This window comes from Nonomuraea solani (assembly GCF_900108335.1).
GTDB lineage: Bacteria > Actinomycetota > Actinomycetes > Streptosporangiales > Streptosporangiaceae > Nonomuraea > Nonomuraea solani.
The window spans coordinates 641,806-655,204 of sequence record NZ_FNVT01000003.1; the positions used below are offsets into that span (position 1 = coordinate 641,806).

Annotated in this window: 14 protein-coding genes; 9 read left to right on the forward strand and 5 right to left on the reverse strand. The window is 71.6% G+C overall.

All coding sequences use genetic code 11. From position 1 onward, the window contains the following. Positions 1-2 precede the first annotated feature (2 nt). Together C4V41_RS14025 and C4V41_RS14030 are read left to right on the forward strand one after the other, a co-directional pair. The gene (locus tag C4V41_RS14025) at positions 3-557 is read left to right on the forward strand and encodes an AAA family ATPase (RefSeq protein WP_103956246.1); all 555 of its coding nucleotides are present in this window, start codon (positions 3-5) and stop codon (positions 555-557) included. 224 nt (positions 558-781) lie between these two features. After that, on the forward strand, positions 782-1,702 hold the full coding sequence (locus tag C4V41_RS14030) for an NAD-dependent epimerase/dehydratase family protein (RefSeq protein WP_103956247.1): 921 nt from the start codon (positions 782-784) through the stop codon (positions 1,700-1,702). Between the two features lie 316 nt (positions 1,703-2,018). On the opposite strand, the gene C4V41_RS14035 is transcribed toward C4V41_RS14030, so the two are convergent. The 5 genes from C4V41_RS14035 to C4V41_RS14055 form a co-directional block, all read right to left on the reverse strand. After that, positions 2,019-3,053, reverse strand: a complete 1,035-nt coding sequence (locus C4V41_RS14035; protein WP_103956248.1) for a PucR family transcriptional regulator — start codon at positions 3,051-3,053, stop codon at positions 2,019-2,021. Between the two features lie 29 nt (positions 3,054-3,082). Then, positions 3,083-3,964 carry a hypothetical protein gene (locus C4V41_RS14040; RefSeq protein WP_146103652.1) on the reverse strand — a complete coding sequence of 294 codons (882 nt, stop codon included), beginning with the start codon at positions 3,962-3,964 and terminating at the stop codon, positions 3,083-3,085. Further along, positions 3,961-4,959, reverse strand: a complete 999-nt coding sequence (locus C4V41_RS14045; protein ID WP_103956250.1) for a WxL protein peptidoglycan domain-containing protein — start codon at positions 4,957-4,959, stop codon at positions 3,961-3,963. The genes C4V41_RS14040 and C4V41_RS14045 overlap by 4 nt, the downstream gene beginning before the upstream one ends. Before the next feature lie 55 nt (positions 4,960-5,014). Beyond that, on the reverse strand, positions 5,015-6,013 hold the full coding sequence (locus C4V41_RS14050) for a WxL domain-containing protein (RefSeq protein WP_103956251.1): 999 nt from the start codon (positions 6,011-6,013) through the stop codon (positions 5,015-5,017). Between the two features lie 66 nt (positions 6,014-6,079). After that, a complete protein-coding gene (locus tag C4V41_RS14055) occupies positions 6,080-6,868 on the reverse strand; it encodes a hypothetical protein (RefSeq protein ID WP_103956252.1) in 789 nt (262 codons plus the stop codon). A 126-nt stretch (positions 6,869-6,994) separates the two neighbouring features. Here C4V41_RS14055 and C4V41_RS14060 point away from each other — a divergent pair, with 126 nt between their 5' ends. The 7 genes from C4V41_RS14060 to C4V41_RS14085 are packed head-to-tail and all read left to right on the forward strand — an operon-like array spanning position 6,995 to position 13,397. Further along, complete coding sequence (locus C4V41_RS14060) at positions 6,995-7,579, forward strand: hypothetical protein (RefSeq protein WP_235030107.1); 585 nt, start codon at positions 6,995-6,997, stop codon at positions 7,577-7,579. Next, entirely contained in the window at positions 7,576-8,595 is a 1,020-nt protein-coding gene (locus C4V41_RS14065) for a heme/hemin ABC transporter substrate-binding protein (RefSeq protein WP_103956254.1), read from the forward strand. Before C4V41_RS14060 ends, C4V41_RS14065 begins: the two co-directional genes overlap by 4 nt. Beyond that, the gene (locus C4V41_RS14070; protein WP_103956255.1) at positions 8,592-9,620 is read left to right on the forward strand and encodes a FecCD family ABC transporter permease; all 1,029 of its coding nucleotides are present in this window, start codon (positions 8,592-8,594) and stop codon (positions 9,618-9,620) included. Before C4V41_RS14065 ends, C4V41_RS14070 begins: the two co-directional genes overlap by 4 nt. Next, entirely contained in the window at positions 9,617-10,411 is a 795-nt protein-coding gene (locus C4V41_RS14075; protein WP_103956256.1) for a heme ABC transporter ATP-binding protein, read from the forward strand. Before C4V41_RS14070 ends, C4V41_RS14075 begins: the two co-directional genes overlap by 4 nt. Further along, positions 10,408-10,995, forward strand: coding sequence for a class E sortase (locus C4V41_RS14080; RefSeq protein WP_103956257.1), 588 nt, complete (start codon positions 10,408-10,410; stop codon positions 10,993-10,995). The genes C4V41_RS14075 and C4V41_RS14080 overlap by 4 nt, the downstream gene beginning before the upstream one ends. Beyond that, positions 10,995-11,165 carry a hypothetical protein gene (locus tag C4V41_RS62915; RefSeq protein ID WP_200823966.1) on the forward strand — a complete coding sequence of 57 codons (171 nt, stop codon included), beginning with the start codon at positions 10,995-10,997 and terminating at the stop codon, positions 11,163-11,165. Before C4V41_RS14080 ends, C4V41_RS62915 begins: the two co-directional genes overlap by 1 nt. Before the next feature lie 3 nt (positions 11,166-11,168). Continuing rightward, positions 11,169-13,397 (forward strand): HtaA domain-containing protein, encoded by a 2,229-nt coding sequence (locus C4V41_RS14085; protein WP_103956258.1) that lies wholly within the window; start codon positions 11,169-11,171, stop codon positions 13,395-13,397. Positions 13,398-13,399: the final 2 nt, after the last annotated feature.

The following is a 13,399-nucleotide window of genomic DNA, read 5'->3' on the forward strand; positions in this document are numbered from 1 at the left end:
CAGTGCTCACCGGCTCACCGGACACGATTTTGATCGTCATCCGCGGCAACTCCGGATCGGGCAAGTCCACCGTGGCCCGGACCGTGCGGGAAACATACGGCCAGCGCGGCATGGCCCTCATCGGTCAGGACGTGGTACGCCGCGAGATCCTGCGCGAGCACGACGAACCAGACGCTGTGAACATCGGGCTGCTCGACGTCATGTGCCGCTACGCCCTGGACGCCGGCCACCACGTCATCCTCGAAGGCATCCTCGCCCGCAGCCGTTACGGAGAGATGCTGCAAGCGCTGTTTCGCGACCATCGAGGCACAAGCCGCGGCTACTATCTGGACGTCTCCTGGGAGGAGACACTTCGCAGACACCAGACGCGGCCTCAGCGCAGCCGGTTCAGCCCCGATGACATGCGGCAGTGGTACGTCGAGCGAGACATCCTGCCCGACACCATAGAGATGATCATCGACGAGGACAGCACCCTGGCCGAGACCGTCGGGCTGATCCTCCAGCACGCCGGTCTCCTAGCAGCCGACGCGGCGACACGCCCGTGCCGCCGTCCCTGAGCGAAACTGCAATCGGCCGGCCGAGTGGCACAAGCGCCGTGGGGGTTGCCGACCGGCAGCCCTCACCCGCAGATCACTGGGGTATGGCATGCGCTCGCCCATAACCTGCCGCGTTGGTCCGATCAGATCGACGACCTGAAACGAGAGCACTGCTCTTGACGTGGATGCCATCCTGAGAGAGCATTGATCTCGCAAGAGAGCGGCGCACCAAAGCGGAGGAAATCATGGGCAAGCACGTCATCGCAGGAGCGGGACAAGTCGGCAAGCACCTCGCCGAGCACCTGCGCGCACAGGGGCACCAGGTCGTCGTGATCAGCAGGTCGGGCGGAGGCCCAGCCGGCGTCGAGTCCATCGCGGCCGATCTCACCGACCGCGACCGGCTCACCCGGATCGTCAAGGGCGCTGACGCCCTCCACAACTGCGCGGGTCCCGCCTACCCCCGCTGGGCCCAGGACTGGCCGCCGCTGGCTTCCGCGTTGCTGGCCGCCGCCGAGGCCACCGGCGCGGTACTCGTCACCGCCGGCAACCTCTACGCCTACGGACCCGTGACCACGCCGATGGTCGAAAACCTCTCCCTCGCCCCCTCCGGCGTCAAGGGCCGTGTCCGCGTCAAGATGTGGACGGACGCGCTGGCCGCGCATCAGGCCGGCCGTGTCCGCGTCACCGAGATCCGCAGTTCCGACTACTTCGGCCCGGGCGCCAGCGACCAGACCCCCGTCGGCACCCGCTTCGTGCCTTCGCTGCTCGCCGGCAAGAGCACGTCCTTCCTGGGCGACGCCGACCAGCCCCACTCGTGGACCTACCTGCCCGACGTGGCCGCCGCGATGGCCATCGCGGCAACCGACGAGCGCGCCTGGGGCCGCGCCTGGCACACCCCCACCAACCCGGCGCTATCGGCCCGCGCACTGGCCGGGCGGCTGTGCGAACTCGCCGGAGCGCCCGCACCGCGCCTCAGCCGCCCGCCGGCGCCGATCCTGCTCGCACTCGAGCTGCTCAACCCCGTCATCCGTGAGCTGAAAGAGACGCGCTACCAGTTCGACCACCCCTTCGTCGTCGACTCCTCGGCGTTCGAGAACACCTTCGGCACGACCGCCACCCCGCTCGATGCCGCCCTCAAGGCCACCATCGCCGCGGCGTCGCATTAAGCGCTCCCTTCTTCTACAGAACTACCTGCAGGTCAGCGTCGAGGGCGCGGTGCACGCCTTCCGCAACCGCGGTGGTCGTCCCAGCGGCATTCGCGCTGGTGAATCACATCAGCTCCGCGTCGTAGGAGCCGGGAGGTTCAAGTGGCGCATGTCCGCGATGTCGCAGACGGCCGGGAGGCGGTGACGGGGCGCGTCGGTGTGGGCGGAGGTCACCAGTGGGCTGCTCGGCGATGGTGGCCCCGGCCTGGTTGAAGGGTGGGGTGCGCGACGCGCATGAAGTCTTCGTGGGCGTCAGGGGCGCTTCGTCCCATTCGCTCTACGTAAGCAGCAGGCGCCATGTTGTCAGGGCGAATCGGGCGCGGGTCATTCCGGTGGGGTCGGTGAGGTCGATGCCCAGGGTTTTTCCGAGTTGTTCGAGGCGGCGGGAGACGCTGCTGTGGTGGAGGTGGAGGAGGTCGGCGGCGCGGCGGAGGGATCCGGTGGCGCAGTAGGCGTCCAGGGTTTCCAGGTCTTCCGGGTTTTCGGCGAGGCGGGCGATCGCCGCCACGTCGGCGTTGCCGCGGGCGGCGTCCTGGGGGATTTCGGCCAGGAGAGCCAGTACGCCCAGGTCGGCGTAGCGGATGACGGGTTCGCGGGGGGTGGTGAAGCGGAGGGCCGTGCGGGCCTGCTGCCAGGAGTGGGCGATGGTTTCCGCGGTGCCGATGCCCGCGTGTACGCCTGGCGGGAAGCGGGCCGGGTCGACGGTGGTGGCCAATATGACGCCTACGTCGGCGAGGGGTGCCGCCTTTACCGGGCGAGCCGGGCAGATCTGGGCGCCGACCTGGTCGAGGGGGAGTTTCGAGTGTACGGCGACGACGTGGACGGGCATGTCGGCGGCGAAGCCCAGCAGGCGTAGTGCCCTGGCTCTGGCGGCCTCGTCGCTGTCGGAGCTGATCGCGAGTTCGACGAGGGCGGGGTCGGCCATGGTGGTGTGGGCGGGGCCGTACCTCTCGATGACCGCCGCCGCGGCGAGGGCGAGTCGGTCCAGCAGGAGTTCGTCGAGCAGGCCCGGTGATCCGGGGACCTCCAGCCACACCGTGCCTATTTCCTCCTCGTCGAGGGTGATGGGCACCGTGGTGGGGGTGGGCGGTGGCGGGGTGGAGGCCCGTCTGCCGTCCGGCGCCATGCGGATCACCTGGCCGGTGCCGTGGATCCGGATGCCGGCCACGCACTCGGCCAGGCCCGCCGAGGCTCGGGCGAGTGCCGGGAGATCGACCCGCCGGCGCATCAGCGTGTCGTAGAACATGACGACCCGGATCGCGCCTCCGGCCTGTGAGTCCAGGTGCGACAGCCGTAGGGCGAGTGCCTCCATAAGAGAGAGGATATGCGCCGAATGAGGCGTCACGCGGTGGTGAGCTCCCGGGCCGGCCTGCTGGGGATCGGGGCGGTGAAGACGAGCCACGCGGTGGTCAGGTGGAGCGGGATGACGAGCAGGGCGAGCAGGCCGAACGGGTAGACCGACTCGCCGGTACGCAGGACGGTGTCCTGGATCGTGCCCGACACCTCGAACGGGCCGAAGACCGGGGCCTCCAGCGGTACCTCCACGCGGAATGTGTGCTGTTGGCCCGGCTGGATCGTGCCGATGGCTGGCGAGGTGATGATGGCGCCAGGACCTCCCTCGGGGCCGGACTGGAGGGAGACGGGCGGGTTCTCCGCGGCGGCCGTACCGTCGTTTCTGATGGTGATGTCCAAGGGGGTGCTGCCGGACAGGCCGAACAGCCACCACCATGACGGCCCCTCGGGCAGGGCGGTGTCGATGATCGTGAGCTTGGGGGTGCCGGTGTTCTGGGCGGCCGCCGTCTGGGGGGCGCCGGAGAGCTGGAGGGGTACGGTCGTGGCGGCGACGCCGGTCACCGCGGTGGCCGCGACCACGCAGGGGCAGGCGACCGGTGGGGCGGGCAGGGGCAGGGGGACTCGGGTGGTGCCGCCGTCGAGCACCACGGCGGCGACCCCGCCGGAGATGGCGCAGTCGCTCGAACCGCCGCGGCGTTCGTTGCCGCAGACCTCGACGAGTACGTTGCCCGGCGGCCATCCGCCCAACGTGACGGTGATCGTCTCGCCGACGGTGGCCGCCGTCCGATCGAGTTCTATGGCTGGTACGGCCTCCGTCACGGAGGATGGATCCGGTGCCGGGGTCATGGCGGAGAACAGACCGGTCGCGGAGGGTGAGCCGGGGGCTGGGGTGGTCAGGAGCAGGTAGCCGAGGAGGAGGAGAGCCTTCATCGGCGGCGGCGCCGTATACGTATGGTGACGACCACGGCGGCGAGGGCGAGAGCGGCGGCGAGGAGCCAGGGGACGGCCCAGCGGCCTGTGGCGCGGGCGATCGGTTCGGAGACGGCCATGCGTGGAGCGAGGCTGACGGTGGCCGTGATGCGGCCGGCGGGGAAGATGTTCGCGAACCGTTCCTTGATGGTCAGGGTGCTTCCCGGCAGCACCTCGGGCAGTTCCTTGTCCCGCGTGCCGAGTGTCCAGCCCAGCGGGCCGGCCAGGCTGACCTCGCTGCCGGCGCCCAGCCGTACATTGCCGGTGTTCCGAAGGGTGTAGGTGATCTCGGCGCCGCCGCCCGCGAAGGGGTTGACCGGATTGTCGTAGGTCACGTCGAGGGCGTCGAACTGGAGGGCGGGCCGTAGGGGTCCGGCGACTCGCAGGTAGACGCGGGCGGCTACGCGCCTGTCGACCTTGATGCGCTGCCCGGTTCCGGAGAGCGCCTCGCCGGAGACCGAGCCGATGACGCCGCCCACGTGGTCTCCGGGTGTGGCGTCGGTGGGCACGGTGATGGCGATGGGGACGTCGACCCGGGCGCCCGGTCCGATGGTGTGCGTGACGGTGGAGACGGCGATCCAGGTGCCGACGTCGGATGCCGCCCGGTCCGCCGTGAGCAGGGCGAACGAGCCGTCTGGGGTGGTGAAGGCGTCGGTGCCGTAGATGTTCACGGTCAGTGGGTCGCCGCCCAGGTTGGTGACGCCGACGTAGTCGGTGATCGTCTGGCCGGGGCGGACGTCGTAGACGAAGTAGTCGCGGCCGGTCGGGCCGGTCGCCGAGGAGGGTTGCACGGCCCAGCGATAGTCATCGGCACTCGACATGATCCGGCTCGTGGCGCCGACCTCAGCCGCGGCCAAGGTCACGGCGCCGGCGTCTGACGCCGCCCAGCTCACGGCGCCGGCGTTCGGTACGGTCCAGCCGGCCAGTAAGGCGAGGGCGGCGACCAGCTGCTTCATGGCGATTAACCTTCGTGAATAGGGTGGTGGACGATTGAGGCGTCCACCACCCGGCTTACGACAGGGTGAGCGTCAGCGTGGCGCTGTAGCCGCCAGGCTTCGTCCCGCCCGGGATACCGAGCTTGAGCGCGGCCCCGCAGTCCGAGGCGCCGGCGCCCTTGCCGGTGGGAGCGGAGCAGAGCGCCGCCGCGGTGCCGAAGCCCGTGCCCGGCTGGACGACCCCACCCGCGGTGACACCGTCGCCCGTGGCGGTCGGCGTCCAGCCCAGTTGCGCCGCGGGGATGGTGCCCGCGTCGCCGCTGAAGTCGCCCACCTGGCCGACCAGGCTCCACCCGGCCGAACTGCCGCGCTGGTCGGTGACCTTCGCCGCGTTCATCTGCCCGGTGGCGGTGCCGCCGACGGTCGCGGCCGACAGCGCGACCGCGTCACCGGCCACCGACAGCGACAGGGCGCCGCCGGTGACGTCGACCGACAGGGTCTGGTCGGCGGTGGCGACCGGGTCGGTCCCGGGGTCCGGGTTGCCGCCTCCGGTCTTCCACGTCACAGGAATCTGTACGTCCTGCGTACGGTCACCGCCCCGCGTGTGATCGGCCCTGGTGTACACGACGCACTGAACCCCGGCCGCCCTGCAGTCCGTTCCCTGGTCGTCAACGGCCTTGACGTCCAGGTTGAGGTCGAACCCGCCCTTGCCACCACCTTCGTCCGTGTACGGCTTGGCGATCCCGACCCCGTACGGCGGCGGGTTGGAGGAGATCCAGTACATGCCGTGGCTCTGCCCGGTCATGTCGATGCCGCCCACGCACGGCGTGGCCACCTGCCCCGCGCCCTTGGACACGCACAAGGCGAGGTAGATGCCCTTGCCGATGTCGTATCCCGTACCGGTGACGCGGATGCTCTCGCCGGCGGGATCGATCTCGGCCTTGGCGGCCGTCAGCGTCTGGCCCTGGGGACCGGTGGCGCTGACGTCCGCCAGGGCGGGTCCGGCCAGTGAACCGAGGGCTAACGCCATTCCGGCCATCACCACTGCGGCTCGCCGCAGCTTCAGGGTGCTCATGGTCCTCACTTTCTGTAAAGGGGGGTTTGACGCCCCGGTCGCGCCGGAGGGTCTCCGGCGACGTCTCTACCGGCGGGCGCCGGCGCGGAGCTCACGGCCGACGTACATGAGCATTCCGCCGCCCGCCAGGACGGCGAGCCCGACGACGGTGGCCGTCCACACGTCCACGCCGGTCTTGGCGAGCTTGGCCCGCCGGGTGGGCGTGGCGGTCGGCGTCTGCTCGACCTTGGCGTCGATCTGCGTCTCGACGTCCCCGCTGGAGGAGGTGGCCACCGGGGTTGGGGTCACAGACGGAGACGGAGAAGAGGACGAGGAAGAGGACGGGGACGGGGTAGAGCCCCCGCCTGCTGAGAACGTGAGCGGGATCCTGACGTCCTGGGTCCGGTCCGCGCTGCGGGTGTGGTCGGCCCTGGTGTAGACGACGCACTTGACCCCCGCCGCCGTGCAGTCCGTCCCGATGTCGTCCTTGGCCTTCACCCCCAGCCGGATGCTGAACCCGCCCTTGCCACCGCCTTCGTCCGTGTACGGCATGGCCAGGTCCTTGCCGTAGTCGGGCGGGTTGGAGGAGATCCACTTGGAGCTGCCGCTGCTCCCGCTCATGTCGACCCCGCCCACGCACGGAGTGGCGAGCTGTCCGGCGCCCTTGTCCAGGCAGACGGCCACGTAGATGCCTTTGGCAGCGTCGAACCCGGCCCCGGTGACCGTGATCTCCTCGCCCGCCGGGTCCAGCGCCGCCTCGGACACGGTCAGCGTCTGCCCCTGCGGACCGGTCGCCGAAGCCGAGTCGGCCTGTGCGGGCCCGGCGAGGATCACCAGGATTCCCGCCGCGACCAGCAGGCGGGTCGCAACCACCACGTGGACACTCCCTTGTCTTGCGTGTAGATTGATCTCGCCCTTGTTAGGTGAGCCTTACCTAAGTTCGCCGTGATTGGATCACCTCCGAGGGAGAAAGTCAAGAATTTGATGACACAACGTCATAAAGTGGCGGCCTCGTGCCTGCTGCTGCCCCTGGCGCTCGCCCTCTCCCCCGCCCCCGCCGCCACCGGTACGGCGGGCCAGCGGCTGACGGTTTCCCAGGCCGCCGGTCTGTCCCCGGACGGGCAGACGATCACGGTCACCGGCCAGGGCTACGACACCTCCAAGGGCGTGTACGTCGCCTTCTGCGTCCTGCCCAAGCCGGGCGAACCGCCCACCCCGTGCGGTGGCGGCGCCGACATGTCCGGGGCGTCCGGCGCGTCGAAGTGGATCTCCTCCAACCCACCCAAGTACGGCCAGGGGCTGGCCCAGCCGTACGGCGACGCCGGATCGTTCACGGCGACCCTCAAGATCAGCCCGGTCATCGGCGTGGCGGCCGAGGGCTCCCAGGTCTTCGACTGCCGCGAGGTCGCCTGCGGCGTCGTCACCCGGGCCGACCACACCCGCACGGCCGACCGTAGCCAGGACGTGTTCGTCCGCGTCACGTTCGCGAGCGGCTTCCCCACCGGCGCGGTGGCGGCGGGCGCCGGTGGCGTGCTGGTGCTGGCGGCCGGCGCGGTGGTCGTGGCGCGGCGCAGGAAACCGGCATGAGAATCCGGCTGGTGACGCTGGCACTCGCGATCATGGGCTGCGCGAGCGTCACGGGCTGCGCGAGCATCACAGGCTGCGCAAGCGTCACGGGCTGCGCGAGCACGCCGCCCCCGAGCGCACCGAGGGCCCCCGTACAGACGGCCCCGCCGCTGGAGATCCTCCCCGACGTGCCCCGGCCGGACCTGCCCGTGAAGCTGACCTCGGCGGACGGCAGGAAGATCACCGTCACCGACGTCTCCAGGATCCTGCCCCTCACCGGCGCGATCTCCGAGGTCGTCTTCACCCTGGGCCTGGGCGGCAACGTCGTCGGCCGGGACATCGCCGCGACGTTCCCGCAGGCCGCGCACCTGCCGCTGGTCACCCGAGCGCACGACGTCTCCGTCGAGGGTGTGCTGTCGCTGCGCCCGACCGTGATCCTGGCCGACCGTGACACCGGCCCGCCCGAGGCGATGGAGCAACTGCGCGGATCCGGCATTCCCGTCGTCATCGTCGATCCCGCGTGGAGCCTGCCCGAAGTGACGCCGCGCATCAAGGCGATCGCCAAGGCCCTCGGCGTGCCGGGCGCCGGTGAGCGGCTGGCCGAGCGTACCGAGGCGCAGGTACGGGCGGCGCGGGCCAAGGCTCCGACCGGCGCGCCCAGGCCACGGGTGGCCTTCCTCTACCTCCGGGGCACCGCCGGGATCTACCTGATCGGCGGCAAGGGCTCGGGAGCCGATTCCATGATCGAGGCGGCGGGCGGCGTGGACGCGGGCTCCGCGATGGGCCTGACCAAGGCGTTCACCCCGATCACCACCGAGGCGCTGATCGCCGCCCGGCCCGACGTCATTCTCGTCATGAGCAAGGGCCTGGCCTCCGTCGGCGGCATCGACGGACTGGTCAAGATCCAGGGCATCGCGCAGACGCCCGCCGGGCGGCACCGTCGCGTCATCGACGTCGAGGACGGCTCTCTGCTCAACTTCGGCCCGCGCACCGCCCGCGTACTGGAGACGCTCGTCGAACGGCTGTACGCGACATGAGGACCGGTGCGCTGCTGATCACCGGGCTCGCGGGCGCGCTCGCCGTCATCTTCCTGACCGCCGGCGCGAGCGGCGCCTACCCGGCGGGGCCGGCCGACGTGCTGGGCTCCGTGCTGAGCCGGGTGGGCCTGTCCGAAGGCGCGCCGCTCGACCCGCTCACCGAGACTGTCCTGTGGGATGTACGTTTCCCGCGCGTGGTCCTCGGTGTGCTCATCGGCGCCAGCCTCGGCGTGGCCGGGGCGCTGATGCAGGGCGTCTTCCACACACCGCTGGCGGAGCCGGGCGTCATCGGCATCTCGTCGGGCGCCGCGCTCGGCGCCGTAACGGCGATCGTGGGCGGGTTCACGCTGCTGGGCACGTGGTCGGTGAGCGCCGCCGCCTTCGCGGGCGGGTTGGTCTCGGTCGTCGGCGTCTACCTGGTCGCCAGGAACCGGGGCCGCGCGGAGGTGATCACGCTGCTGCTGACCGGCATCGCGCTCAACGCCTTCACGGGGGCGGCCATCGGGCTGCTGACGTTCTTCTCCGACGACGCCGAGCTGCGCTCGATCACGTTCTGGACGCTGGGCAGCCTCAGCGGCGCGTCCTGGCAGACGGTGCTCGCCGTCGCGCCGTGCGCCGCCCTGGGGCTGCTGGCGGCGCCCCGGCTGGCCAGGCCGCTCGACCTGCTCTCGCTCGGCGAGCGCTCCGCCCGCCATCTGGGGGTGGAGGTGGAGCGGGTACGGCTGGCCTGCATCGTGCTCGTCGCCCTGCTCAGCGCGGCGGCGGTGGCGGTGGCCGGCATCATCACCTTCGTCGGCCTGGTCGTGCCGCAGCTCGTCCGCATGGCCACCGGGCCGGGACATCGCGTCCTGCTGCCCGCCAGCGCGCTGGGCGGCGCGGTGCTGCTCACCGGCGGCGACCTGGTGGCCAGGACCGTGGCGGCGCCCGCCGAGGTGCCGCTCGGCGTGCTGACCGCGCTGATCGGCAGCCCGTTCTTCTTCTGGCTGCTGATGCGTACCCGGGCCAAACAGGGTGGCTGGGCATGACGCCGGAACGGCCCGCGGCGGGCGCGGTCTACGCCGAGAGCCGGGGCGTGCGCTTCGGGTACGGCCGCGCCGAGGTGCTGCGCGGCGTCGACCTGAGCATCGTGGCCGGTGAGGTGCTCGCCCTCGTCGGGCCGAACGGCTCCGGCAAGTCCACGCTGCTGTCGGTCCTGGCGGGGGACGAACGACCGGCGTCGGGAGCCGTACACCTGGACGGGCGGCCCCTGGCCGAGTGGACGGCACGCGAGCAGGCGCTGCGGCGGGCCGTGCTGCCGCAGCAGCTCACCCTCTCCTTCCCGTTCACGGTCGAGGAGGTGGTGACGATGGGCCGCGCGCCGTGGGAACGCACCCCGCAGGAGCGATACGACGAGGAGATCGTCGAGGCCGAGCTGGAACGTACGTCGACCCGCGACTTCCGTACCCGCTCCTTCCAGGAGTTGTCCGGCGGCGAGCGCGCCCGGGTCTCCCTGGCCAGGGTGCTCGCCCAGCGCGCGCCGATGGTGCTGCTCGACGAGCCGACGGCCGCGCTGGACATCCGCCACCAGGAGGCCGTGCTGGGCATCGCCCGCGAACGGGCGGCGGCGGGCGACGCCCTGGTGGTCGTCCTGCACGATCTGGCGCTCGCCGCCGCCTACGCCGACCGTGTAGCGGTGCTGTCGGAGGGTGTCGTGGCGGCGTGCGGGCCGCCGGGCGAGGTGTTCACGGAGGAGTTGCTCTCCCGCGTCTACCAGCACGCCATCGAGGTGCTGCCGCATCCCAGGACGGGGGTCCCGCTCGTGGTGGCCAGGCGATGAGACTGCTGCTGGCCCGCGCGGCGGGGATCTTCGGCGAGCTGGTGCTGACCTGCGGCGTCGTGCTGACCTTTTTCGCCGCTTATGGCCTCTACGGTACGGACGGCGAGATCGAACAGCAGCAGGCCCACTTGGCGACGGTCTGGACCGAACCCGTCCAGCCCGTCGCCGTTTCCGCCGGCGAGCCCGAGCCCGAGCCCGAGCCCGTCAGCCGGATGCGCATCCCCCGGCTGAAGAAGAGCTGGGTGGTCGTGGAGGGCGTCTCACAGAAGGCGCTCAAGCGCGGCCCCGGCCACTACCCGGAGACCGCGCACCCCGGCCAGAAGGGCAACTTCGCCGTCGCCGCGCACCGCATCCCGGCCTTCTTCTGGGATCTCGACCTGCTGCGCGACGGCGACTCGATCATGGTCGAGACGCGCAGCGCCGCCTACGTCTACCGCGTCACCGAGCGGCTCGTGGTGACGCCCGAGGCGGTCGAGGTGCTGGACGCGCGGCCCGGCGAGCGGCTGCTCACGCTCACCACCTGCCACCCCAAAATGGCCAACTACCAGCGGCTGGTCATCCACGCCGCACTCGAAGAGACCTGATGTACGCCTGGCTCTGGCGCCGCCTGCCCGGCGGACCGGTCACCCGGCTGCTGTGCTGCGCCGTCCTGCTGACGGCCGTCGCCGCCCTGCTCTGGCACGTGATCTTCCCCTGGGCGGAGACCCTGCTTCCCTTCGACGACAGCGTCGTAGGGCCGACACGAGAAAGCTGAACCATGCGTGTACTCCGGGGCGCGATCGCCTCGATCCTGGCCGCGGCGGCCTTACTGACCGCCGCTCCGTCGGCGCGCGCCGACACCGTCGCCATCACCGTCGGCACCCTCGACTGGGGCGTGAAGGAGAGCTTCCGCACCTACATCACCGGCTCCATCGCCCACGGCACCATCACCACCGGCGGCGGGGCGGCCGACAACGGCGACGGCACCTTCCGTTTCCCGCTGGCCAAGGGCACCTACGACACCGAGCAGCGGACCGTCCTGCTCTCCTACACCGGCCAGGTCCGCTTCACCGGCCACTCGGGCGCGCTCGACCTCCTGATCGCCAATCCGCAGGTGGCGATCGGGGCGACGGGCAGCACACTGTACGCCGACGTCACCAGTCTGCCGCTGGACGGGACGAAGCCGGTGTCGTACCCGGTCGTGGACCTCGCCACCCTGACGCTCAACACCCCCGACGGCAGCACCTGGACGGACCTGCCCGCCGCGCTGACCGCGGCCGGGGTGCCCGCCTTCGCCGACTTCTACGGCGAGGGCGAGGCGCTCGACCCGGTCACCGTCACCTACGACGGCCCCGGCGGCACTCCGGCGCCGGGCTCGCAGGCCCCCGTCCCCGAAGGCGGGGGCGATCCCGGCGAGCCCGGGGAGGAGTGGACGCCGCCCGGCACGGTCAAGCACACCTCCGAGGCGCTCTCCCCCGGGCTCGCCGGGATCACGAGTGTGGACGTCGACCAGCGGCGGAACCGCGTGTACGCGGCCGGCGCCGGCAAGGTCACCGCCGTCCCCGGGGGCACGAGCACCGACATTCCGGGCGCCCAGCACGTACGCGTCGATTCGGCCACCGGCGACGTCTACGTGCTCACCGGCCGCACGTACGGCCAGGAGGGCGACCAGAGCACCGTCACCCTGTGGCGCGACGGCGTCGAACTCCTCGCCCTGAACGCCACCTACGCCCAGGCTCTCGCGCTCGACCTCGAACGCGACCGGATCTACGTGATCCACTTCGAGGCGGGCGCCAACCTCGGCGACGCCAGGCTCTCCCTGCTCACGCGTGACGGTGACGCCTGGAAGGTCGCCGCCACGGTGAGCCGGCCGTACGCGTCGTCGGTGGCCGTCGCGCCGGACGGCACCCCGTACACGGGGGCGGGGACCAAGCCCGGCGTCGTCCGCCACGACCCGGCGACGCTGGCGGGCGCCACGGTCGTCGAGGACGCCCACCAGCTCCTGGCCTTCGCGCCCGACGGCACCCTCTACGCGGGCAGCCTCTTCGGCAACGTCACCAAGATCACCCCGTCGGGGGTCGAGACCTTCCGTACGGTGCTCTACCAGACCTCCCTCGCGGTCAACCCGCGGACCGGCGACCTGTACGCGTCCCGCGCCCTCGGCTCGGACGTGCTGGTCTACCGGGACGGCAAGCTCGTGGAGGAGGGCATACCGGGCGGTGTCGCGCGGTACGGCATCGCCATCGGGCCCGACGACAAGGTGTACGTACCGGACAACACCCAGGACCGCCTCGCCGTACTGACCCGCAACCAGTCGCCCACGATCGGCCAGAACCCGCGCAGCGTCACGGCCGCCCGGGGTGAGCAGGTCACCTTCACCGCGTCGGCCACCGGCGCACCGGAGCCGGCGGTCACGTGGCAGGCCAGGCCCTCCGGCGGCGAGTGGGCCGACGTACCGGGCGCGAACACCACCACGCTGACCGTACGCGCCGAGCAGGACAGGACCCAGTACCGCGCGATCTTCACCAACCCGGCGGGGCGCATCGCCACCGCGGCCGCCCTCCTGGCCCTCGAAGGCGGCGCCGCCGCCTCACAGACCGTCAGCGCGCAGGTGGTCGCGGGCCACCTGACCTTGAGCGTGGCCGGCACCGCGGCCACCCTCACGGCCGCGAACGCCGGCCAGTCCGCCACCGGATCGCTCAACACCGCCACGGTCACCGACCAGCGCGGGACCGTGGCGGGATGGAGCCTGGTCGGGCAGGTTACGGACTTCACCTCGGCGGCGGGTGGCGCCATCGCGGCCTCGGCCCTGGGCTGGCGTCCGAGCACGGACGGCGCCGCCGCACCGGGCCCCGGCGCCGCGCTGGGCCAGGCCACCACGCTATGCTCGGCCGCCACCGGCACCGGGACCGGCGTCTCCGCGTGCGCGGCGGACCTCACCCTGAACGTCCCGGCCGGCACCAGACCGGGCGCCTACACCGCCACCCTCACCCTGACGCTCTCCTGACG

What these genes read in the sequence shown, in the direction of transcription:
- C4V41_RS14035 (WP_103956248.1), bottom strand. Translation starts at nt 3,053, where the DNA reads ATGGAGGCACTCGCCCTACGGCTGTCGCACCTGGACTCACAGGCCGGA.
- C4V41_RS14080 (WP_103956257.1), top strand. Translation starts at nt 10,408, where the DNA reads ATGAGACTGCTGCTGGCCCGCGCGGCGGGGATCTTCGGCGAGCTGGTG.
- C4V41_RS14045 (WP_103956250.1), bottom strand. Translation starts at nt 4,959, where the DNA reads ATGAAGCAGCTGGTCGCCGCCCTCGCCTTACTGGCCGGCTGGACCGTA.
- C4V41_RS14040 (WP_146103652.1), bottom strand. Translation starts at nt 3,964, where the DNA reads ATGAAGGCTCTCCTCCTCCTCGGCTACCTGCTCCTGACCACCCCAGCC.
- C4V41_RS14065 (WP_103956254.1), top strand. Translation starts at nt 7,576, where the DNA reads ATGAGAATCCGGCTGGTGACGCTGGCACTCGCGATCATGGGCTGCGCG.
- C4V41_RS14050 (WP_103956251.1), bottom strand. Translation starts at nt 6,013, where the DNA reads ATGAGCACCCTGAAGCTGCGGCGAGCCGCAGTGGTGATGGCCGGAATG.
- C4V41_RS62915 (WP_200823966.1), top strand. Translation starts at nt 10,995, where the DNA reads ATGTACGCCTGGCTCTGGCGCCGCCTGCCCGGCGGACCGGTCACCCGG.
- C4V41_RS14075 (WP_103956256.1), top strand. Translation starts at nt 9,617, where the DNA reads ATGACGCCGGAACGGCCCGCGGCGGGCGCGGTCTACGCCGAGAGCCGG.
- C4V41_RS14030 (WP_103956247.1), top strand. Translation starts at nt 782, where the DNA reads ATGGGCAAGCACGTCATCGCAGGAGCGGGACAAGTCGGCAAGCACCTC.
- C4V41_RS14070 (WP_103956255.1), top strand. Translation starts at nt 8,592, where the DNA reads ATGAGGACCGGTGCGCTGCTGATCACCGGGCTCGCGGGCGCGCTCGCC.
- C4V41_RS14085 (WP_103956258.1), top strand. Translation starts at nt 11,169, where the DNA reads ATGCGTGTACTCCGGGGCGCGATCGCCTCGATCCTGGCCGCGGCGGCC.